Annotated in this window: 24 protein-coding genes and 1 pseudogene; 10 read left to right on the top strand and 15 right to left on the bottom strand. The window is 75.3% G+C overall.

Translation table 11 applies throughout. From position 1 onward, the window contains the following. The first annotated feature begins 485 nt into the window (after positions 1–485). Both IE329_RS31955 and IE329_RS31950 read left to right on the top strand, forming a co-directional pair. The gene (locus IE329_RS31955) at positions 486–1,028 is read left to right on the top strand and encodes a carboxymuconolactone decarboxylase family protein (protein ID WP_190214510.1); all 543 of its coding nucleotides are present in this window, start codon (positions 486–488) and stop codon (positions 1,026–1,028) included. 400 nt (positions 1,029–1,428) lie between these two features. Further along, the gene (locus tag IE329_RS31950) at positions 1,429–2,811 is read left to right on the top strand and encodes an FAD-dependent oxidoreductase (protein WP_190214509.1); all 1,383 of its coding nucleotides are present in this window, start codon (positions 1,429–1,431) and stop codon (positions 2,809–2,811) included. A gap of 127 nt (positions 2,812–2,938) precedes the next feature. Here the strand turns inward: IE329_RS31950 and IE329_RS31945 are convergent, their stop codons facing one another. The 8 genes from IE329_RS31945 to IE329_RS31905 all read right to left on the bottom strand — a co-directional run bounded on the left by IE329_RS31945 (position 2,939) and on the right by IE329_RS31905 (position 11,618). Beyond that, complete coding sequence (locus tag IE329_RS31945; protein ID WP_229927934.1) at positions 2,939–4,336, bottom strand: aldehyde dehydrogenase family protein; 1,398 nt, start codon at positions 4,334–4,336, stop codon at positions 2,939–2,941. A gap of 29 nt (positions 4,337–4,365) precedes the next feature. Further along, positions 4,366–6,150 carry an asparagine synthetase B family protein gene (locus IE329_RS31940; RefSeq protein ID WP_190214508.1) on the bottom strand — a complete coding sequence of 595 codons (1,785 nt, stop codon included), beginning with the start codon at positions 6,148–6,150 and terminating at the stop codon, positions 4,366–4,368. A 114-nt stretch (positions 6,151–6,264) separates the two neighbouring features. After that, positions 6,265–6,792 carry a hypothetical protein gene (locus tag IE329_RS31935; protein ID WP_190214507.1) on the bottom strand — a complete coding sequence of 176 codons (528 nt, stop codon included), beginning with the start codon at positions 6,790–6,792 and terminating at the stop codon, positions 6,265–6,267. 25 nt (positions 6,793–6,817) lie between these two features. Next, positions 6,818–7,669, bottom strand: a complete 852-nt coding sequence (locus IE329_RS31930; RefSeq protein ID WP_190214506.1) for a hypothetical protein — start codon at positions 7,667–7,669, stop codon at positions 6,818–6,820. A 19-nt stretch (positions 7,670–7,688) separates the two neighbouring features. After that, complete coding sequence (locus tag IE329_RS31925) at positions 7,689–8,744, bottom strand: hypothetical protein (protein WP_190214505.1); 1,056 nt, start codon at positions 8,742–8,744, stop codon at positions 7,689–7,691. Beyond that, positions 8,741–9,397 carry a cupin domain-containing protein gene (locus IE329_RS31920; RefSeq protein ID WP_190214504.1) on the bottom strand — a complete coding sequence of 219 codons (657 nt, stop codon included), beginning with the start codon at positions 9,395–9,397 and terminating at the stop codon, positions 8,741–8,743. The genes IE329_RS31925 and IE329_RS31920 overlap by 4 nt, the downstream gene beginning before the upstream one ends. Positions 9,398–9,618: 221 nt before the next feature. After that, positions 9,619–10,926, bottom strand: coding sequence for a methyltransferase (locus IE329_RS31915; RefSeq protein ID WP_229927933.1), 1,308 nt, complete (start codon positions 10,924–10,926; stop codon positions 9,619–9,621). Between the two features lie 95 nt (positions 10,927–11,021). After that, positions 11,022–11,618, bottom strand: a complete 597-nt coding sequence (locus IE329_RS31905) for a TetR family transcriptional regulator (protein ID WP_373311358.1) — start codon at positions 11,616–11,618, stop codon at positions 11,022–11,024. 445 nt (positions 11,619–12,063) lie between these two features. On the opposite strand from IE329_RS31905, the pseudogene IE329_RS31900 reads away from it, so the two are divergent. Further along, positions 12,064–13,977: pseudogene (locus IE329_RS31900) on the top strand (glycoside hydrolase family 3 protein); the annotation flags it as partial. A gap of 165 nt (positions 13,978–14,142) precedes the next feature. Here IE329_RS31900 and IE329_RS31895 read toward each other — a convergent pair. Then, a complete protein-coding gene (locus IE329_RS31895) occupies positions 14,143–14,979 on the bottom strand; it encodes an arylamine N-acetyltransferase family protein (protein WP_190214502.1) in 837 nt (278 codons plus the stop codon). Positions 14,980–15,232: 253 nt separating this feature from the next. Between IE329_RS31895 and IE329_RS31890 the strand changes: the two genes are divergently transcribed. The 4 genes from IE329_RS31890 (at position 15,233) to IE329_RS31875 (ending at position 17,306) form a co-directional block, all read left to right on the top strand. Further along, positions 15,233–15,607, top strand: coding sequence for a DUF4180 domain-containing protein (locus IE329_RS31890; protein ID WP_190214501.1), 375 nt, complete (start codon positions 15,233–15,235; stop codon positions 15,605–15,607). Between the two features lie 200 nt (positions 15,608–15,807). After that, entirely contained in the window at positions 15,808–16,560 is a 753-nt protein-coding gene (locus IE329_RS31885) for a formylglycine-generating enzyme family protein (RefSeq protein WP_229927932.1), read from the top strand. An 11-nt stretch (positions 16,561–16,571) separates the two neighbouring features. After that, complete coding sequence (locus IE329_RS31880; protein ID WP_190214500.1) at positions 16,572–16,877, top strand: ribosomal protein L7/L12; 306 nt, start codon at positions 16,572–16,574, stop codon at positions 16,875–16,877. A 99-nt stretch (positions 16,878–16,976) separates the two neighbouring features. Then, positions 16,977–17,306 carry a hypothetical protein gene (locus IE329_RS31875; RefSeq protein WP_190214499.1) on the top strand — a complete coding sequence of 110 codons (330 nt, stop codon included), beginning with the start codon at positions 16,977–16,979 and terminating at the stop codon, positions 17,304–17,306. Positions 17,307–17,452: 146 nt separating this feature from the next. Here IE329_RS31875 and IE329_RS31870 read toward each other — a convergent pair whose 3' ends face one another. Continuing rightward, a complete protein-coding gene (locus tag IE329_RS31870) occupies positions 17,453–18,577 on the bottom strand; it encodes an FAD-dependent monooxygenase (protein WP_190214498.1) in 1,125 nt (374 codons plus the stop codon). An 89-nt stretch (positions 18,578–18,666) separates the two neighbouring features. Between IE329_RS31870 and IE329_RS31865 the strand changes: the two genes are divergently transcribed. Then, on the top strand, positions 18,667–19,272 hold the full coding sequence (locus IE329_RS31865) for a TetR/AcrR family transcriptional regulator (RefSeq protein WP_190214497.1): 606 nt from the start codon (positions 18,667–18,669) through the stop codon (positions 19,270–19,272). A 77-nt stretch (positions 19,273–19,349) separates the two neighbouring features. On the opposite strand, the gene IE329_RS31860 is transcribed toward IE329_RS31865, so the two are convergent. Both IE329_RS31860 and IE329_RS31855 read right to left on the bottom strand, forming a co-directional pair. After that, positions 19,350–19,676 (bottom strand): hypothetical protein, encoded by a 327-nt coding sequence (locus IE329_RS31860; protein WP_229927931.1) that lies wholly within the window; start codon positions 19,674–19,676, stop codon positions 19,350–19,352. A gap of 80 nt (positions 19,677–19,756) precedes the next feature. Then, positions 19,757–20,215, bottom strand: coding sequence for a MarR family winged helix-turn-helix transcriptional regulator (locus IE329_RS31855; protein ID WP_190214496.1), 459 nt, complete (start codon positions 20,213–20,215; stop codon positions 19,757–19,759). 127 nt (positions 20,216–20,342) lie between these two features. On the opposite strand from IE329_RS31855, the gene IE329_RS31850 reads away from it, so the two are divergent. Continuing rightward, positions 20,343–21,185, top strand: a complete 843-nt coding sequence (locus IE329_RS31850) for an alpha/beta fold hydrolase (protein ID WP_190214495.1) — start codon at positions 20,343–20,345, stop codon at positions 21,183–21,185. A gap of 114 nt (positions 21,186–21,299) precedes the next feature. On the opposite strand, the gene IE329_RS31845 is transcribed toward IE329_RS31850, so the two are convergent. Together IE329_RS31845 and IE329_RS31840 are read right to left on the bottom strand one after the other, a co-directional pair. Next, positions 21,300–21,782 (bottom strand): hypothetical protein, encoded by a 483-nt coding sequence (locus IE329_RS31845; protein ID WP_190214494.1) that lies wholly within the window; start codon positions 21,780–21,782, stop codon positions 21,300–21,302. 84 nt (positions 21,783–21,866) lie between these two features. After that, the gene (locus IE329_RS31840) at positions 21,867–22,670 is read right to left on the bottom strand and encodes a TIGR03084 family metal-binding protein (protein WP_190214493.1); all 804 of its coding nucleotides are present in this window, start codon (positions 22,668–22,670) and stop codon (positions 21,867–21,869) included. 326 nt (positions 22,671–22,996) lie between these two features. On the opposite strand from IE329_RS31840, the gene IE329_RS31835 reads away from it, so the two are divergent. After that, positions 22,997–23,896, top strand: coding sequence for a LuxR C-terminal-related transcriptional regulator (locus IE329_RS31835; RefSeq protein WP_190214492.1), 900 nt, complete (start codon positions 22,997–22,999; stop codon positions 23,894–23,896). A 66-nt stretch (positions 23,897–23,962) separates the two neighbouring features. Here the strand turns inward: IE329_RS31835 and IE329_RS31830 are convergent, their stop codons facing one another. Further along, the gene (locus IE329_RS31830) at positions 23,963–25,495 is read right to left on the bottom strand and encodes an AMP-binding protein (protein WP_190214491.1); all 1,533 of its coding nucleotides are present in this window, start codon (positions 25,493–25,495) and stop codon (positions 23,963–23,965) included. Positions 25,496–25,563: the final 68 nt, after the last annotated feature.

Here is a 25,563-nt window from a genome sequence, read left to right as displayed (position 1 = left end):
CCGGTGGTGACCGGGGACGCCGAAGCCGCGCCGGGTGGGGCGGGGGCCGCGGGGCCGGGAGGGGGATGCGGGCCCCCGGGGGGCCGCGCGGTGAAGGTGTGGGGAGGGTCAGCCGGAGCGTCGACAGGACATGCTCGTGACGCGGAGCAGGTCCACGTGGCGACGGCTGACGAGTATGAGCACGTCGTCCAGCCTAGATCACCTGGTCGGCGGCGGGCGAGCAGCCTGCTGTGGGGTACGCCACGCCACCGGACGGGAATGGCCCGCCCCGAGTCCGTCCGTCACCGATCCTCCCCGTACCGGGTGGATGCTCAACGCCAGGCTCCGCGAGCCTCGACGGTACGTCAAGAAGCCGGGCGCCCGGCCGGCCGGGCGGGGAGGGCTACGCCGGGGCGAAGAGGGCAACCTCGGAGTAGTGGGGCGGCCGGAGGGGGCTCCAGCATGGACCGTCCGTCCGTCCGGCCGACCCCGCGGAGTGAACAGTCATGCCCCACATCAGCATCACCAACGGCCTCCCGGGCATCAGTGGCCTGATGGCCCAGCGCCCCGACACCGCGGCCCCGCTCAACCAGCTCGCCGAGACGCTGCTCCGCAGCCCGCTGTCGCTGAGCCGCGGCGAGCGCGAGCTGATCGCCGCGTACACCTCGGAACTCAACGAGACCGAGTTCTGCTCGGGATCGCACAGCGCCTTCGCCGCGGCGCAGCTCGACGGCGGCGCGGAGCTCGTGAAGGCGGTGCTGCACGGGCTCGACGAGGCGCCCGTCACGCCGCGGCTGCGGGCCCTGCTGCGGATCGCCGGCGCCGTCCGCGGGCCGGTCCGGGCGCTGCCGCCGGAGCTGGTGGCGGAGGCCAGGGAGGCCGGCGCCGACGACGCCCAGATCCACGACACGGTGCTGATCGCGGCGGCGTTCTGCCTGTACAACCGGTACGTGACCTGCCTCGACACCGAGCTGCCCACCGACCCGGGCTACTACGAGGAGGGCGCGGAGCGGATCGTCACCCGTGGCTACGCCCCGGCGGCGCGCTGACCCTGCCGACCCCGGCCGCCGGCTGATCCGGCTCGCCCTCGCTGATCCCCGCTGATCCCGCGCCGCCCGTCGCCCGCCCCCGGTGCCGACGGGCGGCGTCGGCGTGTCCGGCGCCGGGCCGGCCCCGGCGGGCGGAGGGCCTGGCGGCGCCGTCGGACGGGCCGTCCCGGCGGGGGCGGCTCACCATTCGGCCGTCCGTTGTGTAAGGGTGTCCTAACATGGAGCGCGGGTCCGGGCATAGGCCCGGCCTATGGGGCCATAGGTCCAGCACGTCTACCGGACGGGCGCCGGCCGGGAAATCGTGGACCGTGCGCCACTGGGCCGCCCAGGCCCGCCCGGAACGCCGTCCGCCCGCTCGCCTGCCCGCCCGTCCAGCCCTGCCAGTCGGAGGAACACCCCCATGCCCCGTCCCATACGTGTGGCCATCGTCGGAGCCGGCCCCGCCGGCATCTACGCCGCGGACGCGCTGATGAAGTCCGACGTGGCCCAGGACCCGGGTGTGTCGATCGACCTCTACGAGCGGATGCCCGCGCCCTTCGGCCTGATCCGGTACGGCGTCGCGCCGGACCACCCGCGGATCAAGGGCATCATCACCGCGCTGCACCAGGTGCTGGACAAGCCGCAGATCCGCCTCTTCGGCAACGTCGACTACCCGGGCGACATCAGCCTGGACGAGCTGCACCAGTTCTACGACGCGCTGATCTTCTCCACCGGCGCCGACGCCGACCGCGACCTCAGCGTCCCCGGCATCGAGCTGGACGGTTCCTACGGCGCGGCCGACTTCGTCTCCTGGTACGACGGCCACCCCGACGTGCCGCGCGACTGGCCGCTGGACGCCGAGAAGGTCGCCGTGCTCGGCGTCGGCAACGTCGCCCTGGACGTGGCCCGGATCCTGGCCAAGACCGCCGACGAGCTGCTCCCCACCGAGATCCCCGCCAACGTGTACCGGGGGCTGGCCGCCAACAAGGCCGTCGAGGTGCACGTCTTCGGCCGGCGCGGCCCCGCCCAGGCCAAGTTCAGCCCGATGGAGCTGCGCGAACTCGACCACTCCCCGAACATCGAGGTCATCGTCGACCCCGAGGACATCGACTACGACGACGGCAGCATCGCCACCCGCCGGGGCAACAAGCAGGCCGACATGGTCGCCTCCACCCTGGAGAACTGGGCCATCCGCGACATCGGCGACCGGCCGCACAAGCTCTTCCTGCACTTCTTCGAGTCGCCGGTCGAGGTGCTCGGCGAGGACGGCAGGGTCGTCGGGCTGCGCACCGAGCGCACCGAGCTGGACGGCACCGGCAACGTCAAGGGCACCGGCCGGTTCCGCGACTGGGACGTCCAGGCCGCCTACCGCGCCGTCGGCTACCGCTCCGCCGAACTGCCCAAGCTGCCCTTCGACACCCTCTCGGGCACCGTCCCGCACGAGGCCGGCCGGGTGGTCGAGAACGGCACCCACCTGCCGTCCACGTACGTCACCGGCTGGATCAAGCGCGGCCCGGTCGGCCTGATCGGCCACACCAAGGGCGACGCCAACGAGACGGTGGCCTGCCTGGTCGACGACTTCAAGGGCGGCCGGCTGCGCACCCCCGAGGCCCCCGCCGAGGACGCCGTCACGGCCTTCCTGGAGGGCCGCGGCGTCCGCTACACCACCTGGGAGGGCTGGCACCGCCTGGACGCCCACGAGCGCGCGCTCGGCGAGCGCGAGGGCCGCGAGCGGATCAAGGTCGTCGAGCGCGAGGACATGATCCGCGCCAGCGAGCCGCAGGACGGCCCCGCCGAGGCCTGACCCGGCACCGGCACGGTCACCGCCCGGCAGCGTCAACCGCCCGGCAGCGTCAACGGCCCGTGGCCTCGCCGCCCGTGGCTCCGCCGGCCCCGGCACCGTTCCGCACGGTGCCGGGGCCGGCGGCGCGTCAGAGCGGCCGCCCCAGCCGGGCGGTGACCGTCTTCGGCCGCTGGTACTCGTGCAGGGCCAGCGCACTCAGGTCGGTGCCGCTGCCCGAGGCGCCCCGGCCGCCGTGCGGCAGTTCGGCGGACTGCACCAGATGGCAGTTGAGCCACGCCTCGCCGGCGTTCAGCCGGGCCGCCAGGTCGAGCCCGGCCGCCAGGTCGCTCGTCCAGACGCTGGCCGCCAGCGCCTGCGGGACGCCGTCGGCCAGGGCGAGCGCCTCCTGGAGGCCGGCCGCCCGCTGCACCGTGAGCAGCGGGCCGAAGACCTCCGCCAGCACGGCCGGGTCGTCGTCCGGGAGTTCGGCCAGCAGCCGGGCCGGCCGCCAGAGGCCGTCCGTGCGCCCGGGCGCCGCCACCGAGTACTTGGCGCCGGAGGCCGCCACGATCCGGTCGTAACGGGCCGCCTGGTCGGGGTTGTTGAGCGGCCCGAAGTCGCGGCCGGCCTGCCGGGCGGCCAGTGCGGCGGTCAGCTCGGCGACCACCTGGTCGTGGTTCTCGGCGAGGGTGATCACCCGGGCCGGGGCGGCGCAGCTCTGGCCCGCGTTGTAGGTGCAGGCGGCGGCCAGGTCGGCCCAGGTGTGCGCGGGAGCGTCCGGGAGGATCAGCACCGGGCTGTTGCCGCCCAGTTCGAGGCTGGTGCGCCGGCCGCCGGCCAGCGCCGCCACCTCGGCCCCGGCGGCGGCGCTGCCGGTGAAGGCGATCATGTCGACGGCGGCGGCGACCAGCAGCCGCCCGGTGGTCCGGTCGCCCGGCAGGTCGGCCAGCACCCCCTCGCCCAGCGCCTGCCGGGCGTGCTCGGCCAGCAGCGCCACCGAGTCGGGCGTGGTCTCCGCGGGCTTGACCACCACCGTGTTGCCGGCCGCGAGGGCCGGCGCGCAGCGCCAGGCGGCCATCAGCAGCGGGTAGTTCCACGGGACGACGGCGGCGATCACCCCGACCGGCTCCCAGCGCACCCAGCTCTCGTGGCCCGGGACGTACCGGCCGGCGGCGGGCGCGCTGCCGGCCCGGGCGGCCCCCGCGTAGAAGCGGAACAGGTCGGCGACCTGCCGCACCTCGCCGAGCGCCTCCGCGAGCGGCTTGCCGGTACCGGCCCGCTCCCGCTCGGCGTACGCCTCCTGGTACTCCTCGACCAGGTCGGCGAGCGCGTCGAGCCGCCGCTCCCGCTCCCGGGGGGTCAGCCCGCGCCAGGCCGGCAGCGCCCCGCGGGCGGCGGTGACCGCGGCCGTGACCCGCTCCGCGCGGGCCGGCTCCAGGGTGCCCCGGAGCCGGCCGGTCCGGGGGTCGGCCAGATCGAGGAGGGGGGCGGAGGCGGGGGCGCGGCCGGCCGGGCCGGCGTCGGGGCTGTCGGTGGAGGTGTCCAAGGGAGTGCCTTTCGGGGGTCGCGGGCGCGTCACAGGTCGTAGGCGCGGAGCCACAGCTCCAGGGTGAGGACCAGCCACAACTTGCCGCCCTGGCGCGGCAGCAGGGTGCCCTCCCCGCGCATCCAGGTCCGGACGGTGTCCGGGCGCAGCAGGCCCCGCTGCCGGGCCCGGTCCCCGAGCAGCAGGTCGCCGGAGAGTTCGTGCAGCGGGCCGCGCAGCCACTTCTGCACCGGCACCCGCATGCCGCTCTTGGGCCGGTCCGTGACGGTGTCCGGCAGCAGGTCCCGGACGGCCTCCTTGAGCACCCACTTCTCGACCGTGCCGTTGAGCTTCCAGCGCGGCGGGGTGGCGAAGGCGTGGTCGATCACCCGCCGGTCGAACAGCGGCGATCGGCCCTGGACGCCCTGGGAGGCGGTGAGCCGTTCCACCTTGGTCAGGATGTGGTGGGCGCCCTTGGTCCGCAGGTTGCAGTGCAGCAGCTGGTTGAGCAGCGACTGCATCGCCCCGGGCCGCAGGTAGGGCGCGACGAAGCGCTCCGGGTGCGGCTCGCCGGCCAGCGCCCGCAGCGCCTCCGGGGTGAGCAGGACGGGCAGGTCCTGGTAGCACTTGCGGTAGGACCGCAGGTACGCCTCGGCCCGGGCCCCCGGCGAGGGGTCGTCCCGGTGCAGCTCGTGCACCAGCATCGGCAGGTTCTTGGGGCCGCCGAACACCGGGTCGCCGCCCTCCCCGTTGAGCGACACCCGCAGCCCGTCGCCGGCCACCGCCTCGGCGAGCATCAGGTTGGGCACAGTGAGCGGGTCGCCGACGGGGCTGTCCAGCAGGGCCACCGTGTCGGCCAGCCGGGCGGCGACCTGCTCGCCGGAGACGGTGAGGATCCGGTGCCGGGTGCCGCAGTGTTCGGCCACCAGGCCCGAGTAGCCGAGCTCGTTGGGCAGTTCGTCGCCGAAGCTGATCGAGTAGGTGTGCACCGGGCGGGTGTGCAGCTTGGCGGCGAGCGCGGTCACCAGGGAGCTGTCCACGCCGCCGGAGAGCAGCACGGCCACGCTCTCGTCCTGCGGGAGCCGGCAGCGGGTGGCGTCCTCCAGCAGGGTGCGCAGCCGCGAGGCGTAGGCCTCGGGGCCGAGTCGGCCGTCGGGGTGTTCGCCGGCGGTGAGTTCTCCGGCGGGGAGGCCGCCCCGCAGGGCGAGGGCGTCCGAGGGCTCCCAGTACGGCTCCTGGGTGGCGCTCCCGTCGGCCGCCAGGCGCAGGATCCGGCCCGGCAGCGCCTCCAGCACCCCGCGCAGCAGGGTCTCCTCGCCGGGCAGGTAGGCGAAGGTCAGGAAGGACCGGACGGCCGCGAGGTTCAGCCCGGTGCCGAGCGCCGGCCAGTGCCGCAGCGAGCGGAGCGAGGTGGACGCGGCCCAGCAGCCGTCGGCGCGGGCGTAGAAGACCGTCCGGGCGCCGACCTGGTCGCGGATCAGGACCAGGTCGGCGCCGTCCACCACGATCAGCACGAACATGCCCTCGGCGGCCCTGATCCCGGCCGCCCCGAGCCGGGCCCAGCAGCGCAGCAGCAGTTCGCCGTCCGGGCAGCCGGCCGGCGCGGCGGCGCCGGCCGCGGCCAGGGCCGCGAGCAGGTCGGACCGGTTGTGCAGGGTGACCTCGCCGACGGCGGTGAGCCCGTCCAGGGTGAACGGGCCGCTCGCGTGGCCGGGTTCGCCGTCGATCAGGGCGGCCGGGGCCGATCCGGGGCGGGCCGGGGCACCGGTCAGCGCGGCCAGCTGGGCGCGGGCCCGGTCCTCGTCCGGTCCTGCGCAGGCGCAGCAGCGTGCCATGGGGGAGGTGCCTCTCAGCCTGTGGTCGGTCCGGCCGGGGGCCGGTGGGCTTGCGGGGTACGGCGTCCGGGGTGCGGGGGTGCGGGGGCGCTGCGGGCGTAGGTGCGGGTGCGGTCAGCCGAAGTCGTCGCCGTCCCAGCCGCCGTCGTCGGTGTCGTCCCAGCCGCCCGAGTAGTCGCCGCCCCCCGAGTCCCCGGAGCCCGAACCGCCTTCCCCGGCGGAGCCGTTGGACGCCTGCGCCCGGGCCTGGGCACGCAGCTCCTCCTCTTCCTCCGGCGAGAGGGCGAGCGGCGGGTACTGGGTCACGGCGACCGCGCCGGCCAGCCCCAGGGCGGTGAGCACCACGCCCAGCCGGCCGCCGAAGGAGGTGCGGTTGACCAGGACGGTCTCGCCGTTGCCCCAGACCGTGCGGCCGTAGCCGATGTCACGGCCGTAGCCGACCCGTCCGTCCGCGTGCACGCGCTTGACCAGGTCGGTGCCGAGCCGCTCGTCGGTCCCGGCGTCGCCGAAGGTGTCGTGCCAGTGCACCAGCCCGTCGGCACCCCGGCGGCGCCACTCGCTGCGGCCGTCCTCGTAGCGGCGGTGGGCCGTCCCGTCGGCCAGCAGTTCGTCGGAGTACGTGATGTGGCGTGGCTGGGTCATCGTCCGAGGTCCTCGCGGGTGGGGATCATGGCGTCGGCCAGGTCATGAAGCCGGCTTCGCGCAAACCGCGCAGGTGCTGCCGGACCGGCGTGCGGGTGCCGGTGGTGCCGCGCACGGTGCGGATGACCGCGCGCAGCAGCCGGGCCGGGTTGACGGCGGAGACCTCGCTGAAGCGGCCCGAGGCCAGCCAGGCGCGCTCGGCGGGGCGCAGCCCGGCGGTGAGGTGCTCCGGCAGCGTGCCCCGCAGCGGCCCGGGGGCCCGCCCGGCGGTCAGGTGCAGGGCGCCGGCGTGCCGTGGCACCAGGCCCATCGAGCGGGTCGGCAGCGCGTGCGCGTCGCGGACCCGCCGGTAGCAGGCGAGCCCGGCGGGGCTCGCGTCGTGCAGGACGTGGATCACCGCGTCCCCGGCCCGGTCGAGGGCGGCCGACAGGCGTGGGTCGAGCGGCAGGTCCTCGGCGGCGAAGACCGGGCAGGCGGCCTCCAGGTGCAGGTCGTTGGCGATCAGCATCCGGGCGACGGACCGGTCCTGGCACACCAGCAGCCGGGGGAAGCCGTAGTCGTACAGGTCGCTCGGGTCGCTCCCGGCCGTGCGGACGGGCGCCGCCGGGGCCGGTGCGGGCAGCAGGCCGGGCGGCCGGCCGGTCCGCGCGAGCGCCTCGGTGAACCGCCGGTAGGTCACCGGCGGGGCGAGCGTGTACGGGATCCGGCGCGGCCCGGCGTGCAGCGGCCGGAGCACCCGGCACAGCTCGTAGTACAGCTGGCGCTCGGTGAAGCGGATACCGCCGGGCTCGCCCGCGCGGGCGGCGGCCCGCGCCAGCGCACGGTCGATCGGCGCACGGTCGACCGGCGCGCGGCCGGACGGCGGTCGGGGGCTCATCGGCTGCTCCGGGGTGTCGTCACGTGCTCTGCTCGGGCCAGGTGAGGAAGCCGACGGCGAGCGCCCGACGCCGTACCTCGGCCGGGTCGTCCTCGGCCCGCACGGCGGCGGCCAGCCGCTCGACGGCCCGGGTCGCGGCGTCCAGCAGCGCGGTGGGCGGTACGGCGGCCAGCGGGCTCCACCAGCCCTCGGCGAGCCAGCCGAGTTCGGCCTCGCCGAGACCCCCCTCGGCCCGGAGCAGCTCCATGGTCCGTGGGAGGACGTCCGGCTGTCGCAGTTGCAGGGCCTTGGGCTGCGCCATCACCGCGCGCGGCGGCAGGCCGCCGTCGAGGACCCGGTGGCCCGCCAGGGCGGCGCGGGCCCGGCCGACGGACAGGCAGCCCTCCGCGCCGGCGTCGTGCAGCACGACGACGGGCAGGCCGGCGGGCACCGAGGCCGGGTCGGGGACGACGAGCACGCGGTGCCGCTCCTCGAAGGCGTTGGCCTGGAGGAACGTCCGGACGGTCCGGTCCTCGCACAGCACTGCGGCGACCGGTGCGGCCGGCGGCCGGGGCCGGACGCTGTCCTCGGTGACCAGCCCGCGTGGCAGCACGCCGTACCGCCGCTGCCAGGGATCGGTCACCGAGCGCCGGAAATCGTCGGCGCTCCACAGGAGTTCACGGGGCTTCATCGGCTTGAACCGCGTCCAGCGGACGGCGGACCTGATCCCGATCGCCACCAGGGCGAGGCCGGCCAGGGCGGCCACCGCGCCGGCGCCGGCCGGGTGGGGGAGGGCGAAGCCCAGCGTGGGCAGGCCGGCCAGCAGGGCGGGTATCGCGCAGCCGAGGCTCCCGCGCCGCTCGGGGGCGGCCCCGCCGACCAGGTGCCGGCGGCCGGTGGCGTAGTGGAGCTGGCCGACGGTGACGGTGATCCGCCCGTCCGCGGTCAGCCGCTCGACGGCGCGCCGCAGCCCCACGTCGCTGAGGCCGTGCGGCGCCGACTTGGGTTCGAGGGCGAAGGACTTGCGGCACTTGGAGCAGGTGTTGCCGGTCCGCTCCTTGTACAGCAGGTTCGCCGAGCAGTGCGGGCAGATCATCTCGGGACCTCCAGCGCGGTGGCGAGGCGGCGCAGCCGGGCGGCCAGCCGCTCTCCGGCGGTGACCGTACCCAGGCGCTGGGTCCGTTCCACTTCCCGGAGCTGGGCGGCGAGTTCGGTGTCCGACCGGCGTTCGGCCTCGGCGGCGGTGATCGCGTAGTCCTCGTGGTCGATGCCGAAGCCGGTGTTGGCGGCGAGGATGTTCAGCGGCCCGTCGCCCCGGTTGGCGAAGGAGTGCGGCATCAGCTCCGGGATCCGGACCAGCAGGCCCGGGGCGAGCGGCAGGTCCACCACCCGGCGGCGTTCGGCGTCGTAGAGGCCGCAGGAGGCGTGGCCGAGGCTGAGGACCAGGTGTTCGCCGCCGTGCGCGTGCGGGGTGAAGGCGCTGCGCGGGCCCACGATGCCGAGCTTGTAGGTGGCGTTCGAGGGGCGCTCGGGCGAGGTCTTCGCGTCGCCCACGAGGTAGTGCGCGAACTGGCCGTCGTCGATGAAGCGCAGCAGTTCCCCGCCCGGGTCCTGCGGGCCCAGTTCGCGGGCGCCCCGGCGGTCGGCGAGCAGCACCCGGCCGTCCGGGCGCAGTTGGTACAGGTCGACACCGGACGGCAGTCGACCCGCGAGCCGTTCCAGCGCGCGCAGCCCGGACCGCACGGACACGTCACCCACCCCCCAGTGTCGCGGGGGTGCCGGCGCTCGTGCGAGCCCGCTCGCGCGTCACGGTCGGTCACCACCCCGTGGGATGATCTTACTCGTCCAGGGCGTGGGCACCAGGGGGCGAAGCCGGCGGGATCGCCCCCGGCGGACGGCCGGCCCGGGGGCACGACGAGCCGGGAGCGGCGGGCCGGACGTGCACCTCCGGCCGCGCGGGATCCCGGAGTTCAGTTCTTGACGGCCCGGAGGATGACGAACTTCGGATCGCTGCTGACGACCTCGCAGTTGCCGAACAGCCGGCGCAGCTTCACGTGGTAGCCCAGGTGCCGGTTGCCGATCACCCAGAGTTCACCGCCGGGCCGCAGGGCGTCCCGGGCGCCGGTGAACATCCGCCGGGAGGTCGCCTCGGTGGTGGCCTGGTGGGTGTGGAACGGCGGGTTGTTCAGCACCAGGTCCACCGAGCCGGCCGGGACGCCCGCCAGGCCGTCACCGGTGCGGAACTCGGCGCCGGCCTGCCTGGCCGGGTCGGTGTTCGCCAGGTAGGTGGCCCGCGCCGAGGCGACCGCCTGGTGCGACTCGTCCACGAAGAGCACCTCGGCCTCGGGGTTGGCCAACGCCGCCGCCGTCCCGACCACGCCGTTGCCGCAGCCCAGGTCGACGACCCGCTCGGGGCCGCGCCGCTCCGGCAGGTGGCGCAGCAGGAACCGGGTGCCGATGTCGAGGCGCTCGGCGCAGAAGATGCCGGCGTGGTTGACCACCGTCCGGCCGCCCGCCACGCCGATGTCTTCGGGCAGCGCGTAGCTGTGCGGCCACGGGCCGGGCGTGCGGGGGATCGCCGGGTCGGGCGCGCAGAAGATCAGCCGGGCCTTCTTCGCCGCCAGCGAGGTACGGGTGTGGCCGAGGATCCGTTCGAACAGCTTCAGCGTCGAGGTGTGGATCTCGGTGACCATGCCGGTGCCGACCACCACGGTGCCGGCGTGCACGCCGGGGGCCAGCCGGTGCAGCTGGTCCTCCAGGAGCGCCAGGCTCTTGGGGACGCGGACCAGCAGGACGTCGATCCGCTCCGGCGGCGCGTCCTGGGTGGAGAGCAGCTCGACGGCTCCGGTCCCGCCGGGCCGGTCCGCGTCGCCGGAGCCGTTGCGGGCCAGGTTGGCGAGGGTGGCCTGCTGGCCGAGGTAGGAGTCGCTGATCTGGACCAGCCGGGTCTCCCCGGGCTCCACCCGCCCGGCGAGCGCGGTGACCAGCGCGCCCCAGCGGTCGCCCAGCACCACGACGGTGCCCCGCAGGCCGACCGGGCGGGCCGCCGGCTGCCCGGCCGGCGCCCCCGGGCCCGCCCCCGCCCCCGGGCCCGGGCCCGGGCCAGGGTCGGTGCCGGTGCCGGTGCCGGGGCTCGGAGCGCCGGCGGTACCGGCGGTGCCGTCGAGGTGCCGCAGCAGGTACTCGTCGGCGGCGTCCCAGGCACGGAGCTGGTCGCGCGGGTCCTCGGGGAAGCGGGTGAGGTCGTACTCGCCCCACGATGTGGTCAGACGGTTCATGGTCGACCCAGGCTATCCGAGGCGCCCGCCGGGCCCGGCCATCACCGCAGGCGGGCCGCCCGCCGCCGGCCGGCCCGCACCCGCCCGTCGCCGGGTCAGGGCGTCCCGGACGCGTCGCCGGGCCCGCTCCCGGCCGGCCCGGCGGCGGGCGGCCGAAGGTCGGCCAGCAGCGCCGTCAGCACCCGCCGGGTCACGGCCGCCATGTCGACGGACCGGGGCGCGAGCAGCCACTGCACCTGGAGGCCGTCCATCACGGCGATGACGGCGCTGGCCACGCTCTCGACGTCGAGGCCCGCGTCGACCTCGCCCGGCTCGCAGGCCTCGCGCAGCGCCTCGGTCACCAGCGCCCGCAGGCCGTCGTAGCGGTCGCGGAAGAACTGCTGGGCGGGGTGGCCCTCGGTGACGCTCTCGGCGGACAGCACCGCGTACAGCCGCACGATGCCCTCCCGGGTGGAGTTCAGCCGGACGGTCTCCACCAGGTGGTCCAGGAAGGCCGTCCCGCGCGGCCTTCCGGGGCCCAGCGCCTCGATCTCCGAGGAGTCCCGGAGTTCCAGGACACCGCTCAGCAGCGCCGTCTTGGAGGGGAAGTGGTGCAGCAGCCCGGCCTGGGTGAGGCCGGCCCGTTCGGCGATCTCGGCCAGCGAGGCGTTGTGGTAGCCGCGGGTGGCGAAGGTCTCGACGGCGATCCGCAGGATCTCCTCGCGCCGCCGGGCACCGGAGGCCCGGCGGGCGGCGGTCGCGCGCGCCGGGCCTGCGCCGGCCGCCTCGTTCGTGCTTCTGGGTGTCACCGGGCGAAGTCTACGGGCCTGCGCCGGCGGCCTCCGGACCGAGCGGAGGGCCCGCCGCGACGGGAATTGTCATGCTCTGAAAAAAGCCTGCGCACGATACTTACCAAGTGGTCGGTAGGTCTGATTTCATGTCAGCCGTCGCACCCGGCCGGACACGGCGTCAGGACCCGTCCGGTCGGAGTGCGGAGCGCCGCACCCGCTCCTGGCATGCCGTCAGACCCGCTCCCTCGGGCCCCGGCCCGCTGCTCGCAGCCCGCACCCCGTTCGCCGCGCCCAGGTCGCGGCATGCGGTCCCACCCCGTTCGTGGCACCCCTTCGAGACGGAGAGACACCGGTGAAACTCCACCCCAACGGCACGACCGGCCGCGCCCGCCGCCGGACCCTGCTGGGCGGCGCGCTGCTCGCCGCCACCGCACTGGCCGTCGGCGCGACGCCCGTCACCACCGCGCAGGCCGCGCCCGCCGGCCAGGGCGCCGGCAGCTACCTCGACCCGGGAACGCCGGTGGAGCAGCGGGTCAGGGACCTCCTCGGCCGGATGACCGTCGAGGAGAAGATCGGCCAGATGACCCAGGCCGAGCGCAACTCCGTCGAGTCGGACCAGAGCCGGATCACCACCCTGGCGCTCGGCTCGCTGCTCTCCGGCGGCGGCTCCACCCCCACCCCGAACACGCCGCAGGCCTGGGCCGACATGATCGACGGCTACCAGAAGCGCGCCCTGGACACCCGGCTGCACATCCCGCTGCTCTACGGCATCGACTCGGTGCACGGCGACAACAACCTGGTCGGCGCGACCGTCTTCCCGCACAACATCGCCCTCGGCGCCACCCGCGACCCGGACCTCGTCCGGGAGGCCGCCCGGATCACCGCCGCCGAGACCCGGGCCACCGGCCCGCAGTGGGTCTTCGCGCCCTGCGTCTGCGTCGCCCGCGACGACCGCTGGGGCCGGACCTACGAGAGCTACGGCGAGGACCCGGCCCTGGTCACCCGGATGGAGACCGCGATCGACGGCCTCCAGGGCGACAACCCCCGGGACCTCGCCCGTCCCGACCGGGTGCTGGCCACCGCCAAGCACTTCGCCGGGGACGGCGACACCGCCTACGGCAGCTCCACCAACGGCGGGTACAAGCTCGACCAGGGCGTGACGATCACCGACCGCGAGCACTTCCGGACGATCGACCTGGCCCCGTACGTCGCGGCCGTCCGGGAGCACGGCGTGGGCAGCATCATGCCCTCGTACTCCAGCGTGGACTGGACCGAGGACGGCATCGGCAACCCGGTGAAGATGAGCGCGAACAAGGAGCTGCTGACCGACGTCCTGAAGCAGAAGACCGGCTTCGACGGCTTCCTGATCAGCGACTGGGACGCCATCCACCAGCTGCCCGGCGACTACGCCACCCAGGTGCGGACGGCCGTCAACGCCGGGCTCGACATGTTCATGGAGCCGTACAGCGCCGGCACCTTCGAGCAGACCCTGCTGGCCGAGGTGCGGGCCGGGCGGGTCACCACCGCCAGGATCGACGACGCCGTCCGCCGGATCCTGCGCGCCAAGTTCCGGCTCGGGCTCTTCGAGCACCCCTACACCGACCGGTCGGGCGCGGCCGCGATCGGCTCGCCCGCCCACCGGGCGGTGGCCCGCAAGGCCGTCGCCGAGTCGCAGGTGCTGCTGAAGAACGACGGCCACGCGCTGCCGCTGAGGCCCTCCCAGCGGATCTACGTCGCCGGCACCAACGCGGACGACATCGGCAACCAGGCCGGCGGCTGGACGGTGACCTGGCAGGGGCAGTCCGGCGCCACCATCCCCGGCACCACGATCCTCCAGGGCATCCGGCAGAACGCGGCGCGGACCACCTACAGCGCGGACGCCTCCGCGCCGACCGACGGCTACGACGTCGGCGTGGTGGTGATCGGTGAGACCCCGTACGCCGAGGGGGTCGGCGACGTCGGCAACAACGGCCGCACGCTGGAGATCTCGGCCGCCGACCGGGCCGCCGTCGACCGGGTCTGCGGCGCGATCCGGACGTGCGTCGTCCTCGACGTGGCGGGCCGCCCGCAGATCATCACCGGCGAACTGCCCAAGACCGACGCCTTCGTGATGTCCTGGCTGCCCGGCAGCGAGGGTGCGGGCGTCGCCGACGTGCTCTTCGGCAAGCGCCCGTTCACCGGGAAGCTCCCGGTCAGCTGGCCGCGCAGCGAGGCCCAGGAGCCGGTCAACATCGGCGACCAGCAGTACGACCCGCTGTTCGCCTACGGGTTCGGCCTGAGCGCCCGGCGTTGAGCACCGCACCACCGCTGAGCACCGCACCACCGTCGAGCACCGGGCCACCGTCGAGCACCGTGCCCGGCGCTGAACTCCGCTGCTGACCGCCCGCCGCCGCGCACCCGGGCCGGGCCCCGACCGGGGCCCGGCCCGTTCGGCGCGGCGGCGAGGTCACTCCGCCGGGGCCGCCGGGGCCGCCGGTGCGGGCGGTGCGGGCGGTGCGGGCGGTGCGGGCGGCGTCACGGGCAGCCGGTCGAGCGTGATGCCGAACCACGTCCGGTAGGCCTCCAGCGCCTCCCGCTCGTCGAGGTCGGTCTCCGTGCGCTCCTCGCCGGCCGTCCGGATCAGCCGGGTGCCGTTCAGCGTGACCCGGCCGTCCTCGGTCAGCAGCGAGCAGGTCAGCCACTTGGTGAAGTGCGACTCGGGCGAGGTGGTCTGCCACCAGCAGGTCGGCTTGAAGTCCGCCAGCGCGTAGCCGCGCGGCTCCAGCCGGTACTGCAGCGACCCGTCCTGCAGGACGTCCAGGTCCGCACCGCGCGCACCGTGATCACCGTGCTCCGACAGGCGGAACACGCCCGCGCCGTCCTGCTGGTCGCCGCGCTCGTCCAGGCGCAGCGGGGCGTGGCTGAAGCGGCCGAACCCGACGTCCACCAGCCACGGCTCGTCCAGGTCGACCCGCAGGGCAAGGTGGTCCATCGGCGGCCCCAGCCGCTCGCCGAAGAACACCCGGGCCCCGAGCAGGGTCACCCGGTAGCCGAGGGCGGTGAGCAACGCGGCGAAGGCGCCGTTGAGTTCGTAGCAGAAGCCGCCGCGGCGCCGGTCGACCACCTTGGCCAGCAGCGCCTCCTCGGTCAGCGTCACCGGCTCGCCGAGATGGATGCTGAGGTTCTCGAACGGGACGGCCCCCAGATGGGCCCGCTGCAGCACCCGCAGCCCCGCCAGGTCCGCGTGCTCCGGCCGCTCCGCCCCGATCCTGGCCAGGTAGGCCTCAATCTGAGACTTGTCCATCGACAGCTCCTATCCCCTTGGTCCGGGTCCTCCGGCCGGCTTCCGGGTGCACCGGCACCGGACCATGATCCCCAACCGTCCGTCCGGCCGGACCGCCGGGCCCCGCGGACGCGCCACCGGGGCGGCCCGCCGCGTCGGCGCACCCGCTCTTCGCCGCACGGGACATGATGGCTGATCAGCTGTCCTCCGGGCCGCGCCCCGGGCGCCCCGGACGGCGGGGGAGGACCGCCGGCCGGGTCGGTAGGATCGGGCCATGACATCCCAGGAACTCGTGGAAACGCACGGGGTTTCCGTCCTCCGCCTCGGTCAGGACGGCCCGACGCTGAACGACGGCAGCTCGGCCCTCGACCTGATCGGCGAGGCCATGGGATGTCAGGCCGAGGTCGTTGCCCTCCCGGTGGAGCGGCTCGCGGAGGAGTTCTTCTCGCTGCGCTCCGGGCTGGCCGGGGAGGCCGTGCAGAAGTTCGTGAACCACCGGCTCAGGCTGGTCGTCGTCGGTGACATCTCCGCCCACGTCGCCCGGAGCGACGCGCTGCGCGACTTCGTGCGCGAGGCCAACCGCGGGAACCAGGTGTGGTTCGTGGCGGACCAGGCGGAACTCGACGCGAAGCTGGCGCCCTCGCGCTGAGGGCACGGCCGCCCCGGGCGTCCCCCCGGGGCCGTTCCCGGGGCGACGCCCGGCCGCCCCTCGGGCCGCCGGGGCCGTGCGGACCGGCGCGCACCGGCTGGAGCGCCCGCCCGGGTCCGCCCGCCCGGTGCGCCCGCCCGACGTTCCCGGGTGCCCCCGCGCCCCGATCGACCGCGCAACGACCAGAGGAGGAGGCTGTGATGAGCCTCGGGCCGACGCCGCCCCGGACCGCCGCCCCGCCCATGATCGCGCTGCCCGCCGGCGAGATCGTCCTGCGGGACGAGGGCACGCTGACCGAGTGGACGGTCCCGGTCGCCGCCTTCCGGCTGGCCCCGCACCCGGTGACCCGCGAGCTGTACGCCACCGTGCTGGGCCGGGCGCCCGGGGCCGGGGCGAGCGCGCGGACGCCGGTGACCGAGGTCTCCTGGCAGGACGCCGTCCGCTTCTGCAACCTGCTCTCCCGGCAGGCCGGACTCCGGCCCTGCTACACCGAGGGCGAGGACCCCGACGCGCAGGACGTGCGCTGCGACTGGCAGGCCGACGGCTACCGCCTGCCCTCCGAGGCGGAGTGGGAGTACGCCTGCCGGGCCGGGAACACCGACGTCCGGCCCGGCGACCTGGACGCCATCGCCTGGTACGAGGGGAACTCCGGCGGCGAGGTGCACGAGGTCGCCACCCGGGAGCCGAACGCCTGGGGGCTCCACGACATGATCGGCAACGTCTGGGAGTGGTGCTGGGACCTCTACGACCCCCGGGTCTACGGCGCGTACCGGGTGTTCCGCGGCGGCGGCGCCTACGACCGGCCCCGCTCCTGCCGGGCCTCCTGCCGCCGCAAGAGCCACCCCACCCTGCGGATCGACGACCTCGGCTTCCGGCTCGCCCGGTCGCTCCGAGCCCGCGCGGAGGCCGGCTCCCGGATCCTCCCGGCGGGGAGGCCCGGGCGTGCTGGCTAGAATCGCCGACCATGGACACTGCCCTGATCATCGTTCTCGTCCTGGTCCTCGCCCTCGGAATGCTGGTCTCCGGCATCGAGAGCAGGCTCCGCCGGATGGACCGCAGGCTCACCGACATGGACCGCCGGCTCGGCCTGATCATCGATCACCTGGGTGCCCGCCCCGGCGACGGCGGCGTCGAGCCCGCCCTCCGGCCCGTGGAGGCCCTGGTCCGGGACGGGAAGAAGATCCACGCGATCAAGGCCTACCGGGAGATCACCGGTGCCGACCTGCGCGAGGCCAAGGCGGCGGTGGAACGGATGGAGGAGTGGCGCTGAGCCCGGACCGGCCGTCCGGGCCGCGTCCCGGCGGGTGGCGGGGGAGGAACCGGCGGAGGCCGGTGCGGGTGGGGATGCGGCACGAGCGAGGAGGCGGACGTGGTGCGGCAGGAGTGGCCCGAGGGCTCCGCGGCTGATCCGGACGCGGCCCGGGCCCGTTACGAGCAGGACCTGCGGGAGGCCCGCGGGGCCGGCCGGGAGGCGCTCCGGGCGGGCCTGGGCGACGCGCACGTCGGACTCGGCCTGGTGCTGGCCGTCGCCGTGGCCGTCGGCTGCTTCAAGGGGGTCGGCCCCGGGGCGCTGGTGCTGTCGGCCTTCCTGGCGTTGTTCTGCGCGCTGCTGGCCGGCCGCTTCGCGGCCGGGGTCCGCGGCCGCGATCTGGTGCGCCGCAGCTACCTGTTGACCTTCGGTTGGGCCCAGTGGCTCTGACCCGTGGCTTCCAGGCGTTCCGGGTGGCGGGGCCCCGGTGCCGGGCCCTGGCGGCGTCGCGGGACGCCGCTTCCGGCTGACCGGCCTGACCGACGGGGGCCGACGGGGGCTGACACGGGCCCGTGCGGGCCGGGGCGCAAGGGGTGTCAGGAACGGCCCACGGAGCCGAGACGGGCGGCGAGATTGCGGGTGCCGAGGCCGAGCCGGGTGGCGGGGACGAGCAGGGCCGCCGAGCGCTTGATGCCGCGCTGCCGGGGAGTCACCCGGGTGCGGTGGGCGGCTTCGTAGCGGGCCAGCCCGGCGGCGGGGTCGCCCGGGTGTGCGGCCAGGGCCGCGGCCAGGGTGTGGGCGCCGGCCACGGCGAGGCTGGAGCCGTCCCCGAGCAGGGAGACGCAGGAGGCGGCGTCGCCCAGCAGGGTGACGCGGCCCCGCGACCAGGAGGGCAGGTCGACGGTGCTGACCGCGTCGAAGTAGAGCTCGTCGGTCCTCGCCACCTCGTCGAGCAGTGCGGGCACCCGCCAGCCGAGGCCGGCGTGCGACTCGGCCACGATCCGCTTGTGCAGCCCGGTGTCGTGGTGGTCGAAGGCGGTGACGTCCGGCCGGCGGAAGATGAAGGCGGCCAGGGCGGATCCCCGGGAGGGGTGGACCGAGACCAGCCGGCCCGGGGTGTTGAGGATGTGCACCTCCTCCGGATGGCCGGCCGGTTCCCCGAGCGGCAGGGTGGCGACCAGGATCCCGGTGGGCCGGACGAAGTCGCGCTCCGGGCCGAAGACGAGGCGCCGCACGTGGGAGTGCAGCCCGTCCGCGCCGACCACCAGGTCGAAGCGGCGCGGTGCGGCCCGGTCGAAGGTGACGTCCACCCCGTGCCCGTCCGGCCGGAGCGTGGCGATGCTGTCGCCGAGGAGGAACTCGGCCTCGTTCCGGGCCGCCTGCTGGAGGACGGCGGCCAGGTCGCCGCGCGGGACCTCGACCTCCCGCCGCCCGGCGCCCGCCCGGTGACCGGGCAGGGGCAGCCGGGCGACCGTGCGCCCGGAGGCGTCCAGCAGGCGCATCGCGGTGGCCGAGGTGGCGGCGGCGTGCAGCTGCGGCAGGACGCCCATGGCCTCGACCACGGGCAGTGCGTCGCCGCGGACGTCGACCGGGTTCCCGCTGGAGCGCGGGTGCGCGGCCTTCTCCACGACGGTGGGACGGAACCCGTGCCGGGCCAGCCAGTAGGCGAGGGCGGGGCCGGCCACGCCGGCCCCGGAGACGAGAACGCTCCGAGGTGTCATGACGCCACCATAGATGCACTCGGTGCATTTCTGCAATGAGTGCAGATTTGCAGTAAGTGCAGATCTGCATCGGGCGCTAAGGTGTCGGGATGTCCCTTCGTGACCGCAAGCGCGCCCGTACCCGCCAGGCCCTCGTCGACGCGGCGGCCGAGCTGTTCCGGCGGCAGGGCTACGACCGGACCACGGTGGCGGACATCGCGGCGGCGGCGGAGATCGGCACGCGCACGTTCTTCAGCTACTTCGCCAGCAAGGAGGAGCTGCTCTTCCCGGAGTCCGACGCCCGGGTGCAGGCCGTGATCGCGGCCATCGACTCCCGCACCCCCGCCGAAGGCCCGGCCGAGGTGCTGCTCCGTGCACTGGGCACCGTGCCGGACACCGGCGACGACCTGGTCGGCCCGCTCGCGGCCCTGCGTCTCGAACTGATCCGCACCGTGCCCGCGGTGCGCGGCCGCGCCCTGCAGATCCAGTTCGACGCCCAGCAGGAGATCGCGCGCCGGCTGGCCGAGGCCTTCGCGGACCGGATCGACCGGGTGCGGGCGGCGGCGCTCACCGGCGCGTTCGTCGGCGCCGTCACCGCGGCCCTTCAGGTCCTCCTCGAAGACCCTGGGCAGCCCGCCTCCCCGGCCGAGCTGCACGCCGCCGTCCGGGCGGCCACGGATGCCGCACTGGCTCCCTGGCTGCGGCCGGCGGGCTGACGGCGGGCGGGGCCGCCTCCTCCCGGGGGTCGTCCGGGGACGGATCCGGAGCGGGGGCAAGGGGGTGGACGGGTTCGTCAGTCGGCCGACCGCGCTTCCTCCAGGGCGGCCCGCAGTCGCCGCACCTCGCTGACCAGTCGCGGTACGTCCTGGCGCGCGCCGGCGATGAAATCGATGTCCGCGTCGGTCTGTGCGTGCGCTCCGCCGACCCGGCGGCCGCCGGTGGCGCGCGTCAGGTAGAGCTCGTCGTCCACCTCCACGTCACCGGGGAGCTCGATGAAGCTTGAGCCGCCGATCCCGTGCCGGCTCTCCAGCCAACCGACCCAAGGGCCCGGGGAGGCGGCGGCGACGCGCCGTTCGATGGCGGAAAGCTCGTCCTCGGACAGCGGTTCGTCGGTTCCCATGTCCGAAGCCTTCCTGCGGCCGAGTCCCGTGTCCAGGGCCACCGCGGAGCACGGTTCGAATTCCCGGGGCGGGACAGCCTTCAGGCGCGCAGCCGGGACAGCGTGGCCGGGGTCAGGTGCCGGGCCAGGGTCTCCAGGGCGGCGGTGACCTCCTCGACGCGTGCGGGGTCGTCGGTGCCGAGGGCGGCGGCGAGTGCCGCGTCGACCGTTCCGCTGCGGACCTCCGCGACCCGGGGCGAGGGTTCGGCGGCCGGCCGGACCAGCAGGCGGCGGCGGTCGGCCGGGTCGGGGGCGGTGGTGACCGAGCCGGCCTCCTTCAGCCGGGCGACCGCGGTGGAGACCTGGCTCTGCGGCAGGCCGGTGCGGGCCGCGATCTCGCCCACCGCACTGTCCGGATGCTCCGTCAGGTCGCTCAGCACGACGAGGACCGAGCGGGTGCCGCCGGGGCGGCGTCCGTGCTCGCCCACGGGTTGCGGGAGGGCCTCCTCGCCGATCTTCATCAGGGTGCGGCCCAGCAGGAAGAGGTCGACTCCGTTCATGTCCGGAGAGTACATCAGGAAAGATGCATCGAGAGAGATGCATCTATCTTGATGCATCTAATTCGATGCTTTACGGTGATGGAGAAGGCAGGCCACCGAGGCCGCCGCCACCGGACGGGAGCGCCCCATGACCACCGCCGTACGCAACGCACTGCCCGTGCCCGGCGCCACCCTCCACTACGAACTCCGGGGCACCGGCCCGCTGTTGCTGATCGCGCAGAGCGGGGAGGGTGACGCCGACCGCACCGAGGCGCTCGTCGGTCACCTCGCGGACCGCTGGACCGTCGCCACCTACGACCGGCGGGGCCTGTCGCGGAGCACCCGCCACGATCCGGAGCAGCCCGTTACCCCGCAGATCCACGCCGAGGACCTGCACCACCTGCTCGCCGCGCTGACCGACCGGCCCGCACGGCTGCTCGGCTGCAGCCTCGGGGCCCTCTACGGTCTGCACCTGGCGGCCGCCCACCCCGGGCAGGTGCACACCCTCGTCGCCCACGACCCCGCCACGCCGGGCCTGCTCCCGGCCGCGGACCGGGCCGGCATCCGCCGGACCCTGGACGGGATCGTCCGTACCCATCGTGACGAGGGCTGGGCGCCCGCCATGCGGCGGATCGCCGCCGCCGTCGCGATCGACCCCTCGGCGATGGACGCCGAGCCCGGCTTCACGATGCCGCCGGCCACCGCGCAGCGGATCGCCAACATCGAGTTCTTCCTGGCCCACGACCTCCCCGAGCTGCGTGACAGCACTTTGTGCGCGGCCGACCTCGCCGCCCCGGCCACCCGCCAGGTCCGGATCGTGCCCGCCGCCGGAAGGACCTCGGGCCAGGCCTGGAACTACCGCTGCGCCGAGGAGTTGGCCACCCTGCTGGACACGGACATCGTGGAGTTCCCCGGTGGCCACAACGGCAACACCACCCACCCCCGGGCGTTCGCGGCCCGCCTGCACGAAGTCCTCGACGCCTCCCTGTGACGCCGTGGTCTCGCGGTGGCGGGCTCGCCTGAAGCGGGCCCCGGGAGGGCGTCCGGACGGCCTGCGTCCGACGGCCCGAGCCCGACAGTCCGACCCCGACGGTGTGGGCCGGCGTCAGGGTGGTGGTTCGTCGTCGAGTGCGGTGATCCGGCGGTCGGCCAGCCGGACGGTGTACCGGACGTCACGGGTGGTGCCGTCGCCCCAGCTCTCGCCGAGGCGGACCGAGGCGTAGCCGGGTGCGGCCCCGACCTCGCGCACCGACCAGGCGGTCGGGATGCTCCGGGTGCGGAACACCGGGTCGGCGCCGCTGCGCGCCGCCCAGGTGTCCAGGCCCAGGTTCAGGGACGGGCTGAGGTACTTCTGCCGGACCGCCCGGGGCGAGTCGTCGATCTCCCCGAGCACCGCGAGCCGGTACTCCTCGAAGAAGGCGTTGACCTGCGTCTCGGCCGGACCGGCCCGGACGGCCTGGCTGACCGGGGGAGTGTCGCTGGGGGAGCGGGCGACGGCGCCCGCGGGGGCGGCGGTGAGGCCGCCGGCGGCGGCCAGCAGGGCGGTGGTGCCGACGACGGCGGTGCGGAACCTCAAGGTGGAGAGCATGGGGGGATCACATCATTCGTCGGCGAACCTCCGCCATCCCCGAAAGGTGTGGTTTGGCTTTGTGTCAGTCGTATTGACGTATCGTCAGCTTGAGGATGTGTTCCCCGAGGCCGGCTCCCGGCCCTTGCCGGGCGGTCCGGCGAAGGCCTGCGCGATCGGCAGCCAGGCGAGCGCGGTCGGGCCCGAGGCCGTCACGGCCAAGTCGTCCCGGTGCCGGCGCTGGGTGACCAGCAGGCAGAAGTCCAGGGCCGGCCCGGTGATCCGGTCCGCCGCCTCCTCGGGCCCCCAGGCCCACGACTCCCCGTCCGGGCCGGTCAGCTCGACCCGCACCGGCTCCGGCGGCACGGGCAGGCCGTTCTGCACGAAGGCGAAGCCCATGGTCCGGACGCCGAGGTGGGCCACCTGGCGCAGCCGCGCGGTCGGCACCCGGGTCACCCCGAGGGCGTCGGCCACGTCCTGGCCGTGCGCCCAGGTCTCCATCAGCCGGGCGGTGGCCATCGAGGCCGGCTTCATCGGCGGCCCGAACCACGGCAGCCGGACGTCGCCCGGCGCGGAGGCCAGCACCGCCAGCACCTCCTCGCGGCCGGCCCGCCAGCGGGCGAGGAGCCCGGAGGGCGGCCCGGCCGCCCCGATCGCCGCGCCCTCGCCGACCGGGTCGGTGCCCGGGACGAAGGCCCGCTCGACCGCGCCGAAGAAGCCTTCCGGGTCGCAGGCCGAGAGCACCGTCCAGTCGTCGGTCCAGGCCAGGTGGGCGATCTGATGGGCGATCGTCCACCCCTCGGCCGGGGTCGGGCGGGCCCAGCCGGCGGGGGAGAGCGTGGCCACCAGGGCGTCCAACTCGGCGTTCTCCGCGCGCAGATCGGCCAGCAGGCCCTCCGGGCTCGTCATGATCGTCTCCCCTTCGTCTCGGGCCGGTCGACCGCCCGGCCCGGCGGCGTCCGCGGGCCGGGGTCCGCGTCCCTGCGGCACAGGCTACGGCCGCAGACTACGGCGGGAGGCCGACGGGGGCCAGGGGCGACCGGGACCGACCGGAGCGGATCAGGGCTGACCGGTGCCGACCGGTGCCGATCGCCGGCGCCGGGCCTGCCCGGTCCCGTGCCCTGCCCTGCCCCGTGCCCGGCCCGGTGCCGTCCCCGTGCCCGGCCCCGCCGGCCGTGCGGAACAGGCCGCGCACAGGTCTCGCCAGCCGTCCCGGCGCGTGTGAGAATCGCGCGATGACAAGGGCTGCGGACACCCCCGCCCGGGCGGCCGACGGCCTCGACGCCCGGGCCGCGGAGCTGGTCAGGTCCGCCGTGCTGGCGGATCTCGCCCGGCGGGTGGTGGCGGACTGCGGCGTGGACGTCGGCCTGGTCGGCGTCCCCGACCGGCCCGGCCCCCGGCCCGGGGACGGCACTGCGCCGGGTGCGGCAGCCGCGGCCCCTCCGGCGGCTCCGGAGCCGGGCGGCGGCCCGGCCGGGATGGTGCTGCGGCACTGGTCCGGCACCCGGGCCGGCCTGCTGCACGACCTGGTCGTCCCCAGCGGCACCGGCCTGGGCGGCCGGGCGCTGGCCGAACGCGCCCCCACCTGGGTGCCCGACTACCGGGCCGCCACCACCATCTCGCACGAGCACGACGCCGCCGTCGACGCCGAGGACCTGTACGCGATGCTGACGGTGCCGCTGCTCCACGACGGCGCGGTGCACGGCGTGGTGTACGCGGCGCTGCGCGCCGTCGTCCCGTTCGGGGACGTGCGGATCGGGGCGGTCGCCGACCTCGCCGCCACCGCCACCCGCGCGCTGGCCGGCGCCGCGGCCTGGGCCGGGCCGTCCGGCCGGCCCCCCGCCCCTCGCCCGCGTCCGCGCTCCGGCGGCCCGGCGCCGCACCGGCCGCCGGCCGGGCGCCCGGCGGACGGCCAGCCGGCAGGCGGCGGACGGCCGCCCGCCGGGCTGACCCCGCGCGAGCACGAGGTGCTCCGCTGGGCGGCGACCGGCCGGACCAATCCGGAGATCGCCGCCGAGCTGGGGCTGACCTGCAACACCGTCACGGGCTACCTGAAGAGCGCGATGCACAAGCTGGGCGTCCGCAACCGGGTCGAACTCGCCCTGACAGCGCGGGAGTCCGGCCTGCTCGGCTGAGGCTGCCGCGCCCCCGGCCGCGCCCCCGGCCGCGACGGCCGGCACCGGGGCCAGTTGGCGCCGGGGTCAGTTGACTCCCCGCTCGCGCCCCTCCCAGTAGGGCTCGCGCAGGCGGAACTTCTGCAGCTTGCCGGTGGTCGTCCGGGCCAGCTCCTGCCGGAACTCCACCGAGGTGGGCGACTTGTAGCCGGCCAGCCGCTGCTTGCAGTGCGCGATGAGCTCCGCCTCGTCGGCGCTCCCGCCCGGCTTGAGCACCACCAGGGCCTTGACCGTCTCGCCCCACTTCTCGTCCGGCACACCGATCACGGCGACCTCGGCGACGGCCGGGTGGTCGTAGAGGCAGTCCTCCACCTCGATCGAGGAGACGTTCTCCCCGCCGGTGATGATGACGTCCTTCTTGCGGTCGGAGATGGTGAGGTAGCCGTCCGCCATGGTGCCGCCGTCGCCGGTGTGGAACCAGCCGCCCTTCAGCGCCTCGGCGCTCTCCTGCGGCTGCTCCCAGTAGCCCTCCAGGACCTGGTTCGAGCGGATCAGGACCTCGCCCTGGGCATCCACCCGCACCTGGCTGCCGAGCGCCGGGGCGCCGGCCTGGACCAGCTTCTCGGCCCGTTCGGCGGCGGGGAGGTCGTCCCACTCGGCCCGGCCCCGGTTGACCGTGGCCAGCGGCGAGGTCTCGGTGAGTCCGTAGATCTGCATGAACTCCCAGCCGAGTTCGGACTCGATGCGCTGCACCACCGAGGTCGGCGGCGGCGCGCCCGCCACGATGATCCGCACCCGGTCACGGCCGGGCACCGGGCCGTCCCATTCGGCGGCGGCCTCCAGCACCATGGCGATCACGGCGGGAGCGCCGCACAGGAAGGTGACCCCGTGCCGCTCCACCCGGCGCAGGATCTCCGCGCCGTCCACCTTGCGCAGCACGATGTGCTGCGCGCCCAGCCCGGTCAGCGCGAACGGCAGGCCCCAGCCGTTCGCGTGGAACATCGGCAGGGTGTGCAGGTAGACGTCGCGGTCACTGGCGCCGAAATGCAGGCCCATCAGCACGGAGTTGAGCCAGATGTTGCGGTGGGTGAGCTGAACGCCCTTGGGCCGGGCGGTGGTTCCGCTGGTGTAGTTGATGGTGGCGGTGTCCGACTCGGCGATCTCGTACCGCTTCGGCGCGCTGTCGAAGTCGTACAGCAGGGCGTCGCTCTCCGCCCCGATCACGAAGGTGTGCCGGGCCTTCACGCCCGCCAGCGGTTCAGCCAGTTCGGGGTCGACGAGCAGGACGGAGGCGCGGCTCTGCTCGACGATGTAGGAGACCTCGTCCGCGCGGAGCCGGAAGTTGACCGGGACCAGCACCCGGCCGTGGCCGCTGACACCGAACATCGAGGTCATCAGGCGCGCCGAGTTGTGCGAGACGATCGCGACCCGCTCGCCGGGGCCGACGCCCAGGCGGTCGAGTCCGGCGGCCTGCGCGCGGGCGAGCTCGGCGACTCTGCGGTAGCTGAGCTCGCCCCAGGACGAGGCCGGTTGCAGCGGCTCGTCGACGATCCCGACCCGGTCGCCGTAGACCAGCTCGGCCCGGTCGAGGAAGTCCATCACGGAGAGTGGAGTCTGCATACCTTTCACTCTGCTACCGGCCGTGCCCGCTGCACACCCCCGAACGGGGGTGTCGTCACCCGGACGGT

The sequence above is a fragment of the Kitasatospora indigofera genome (assembly GCF_014655955.1).
Classification (GTDB): Bacteria; Actinomycetota; Actinomycetes; order Streptomycetales; family Streptomycetaceae; genus Kitasatospora; species Kitasatospora indigofera.
Note: the sequence above shows the minus strand (reverse complement) of the source record. Positions and strands in the feature narration are given on the sequence as shown.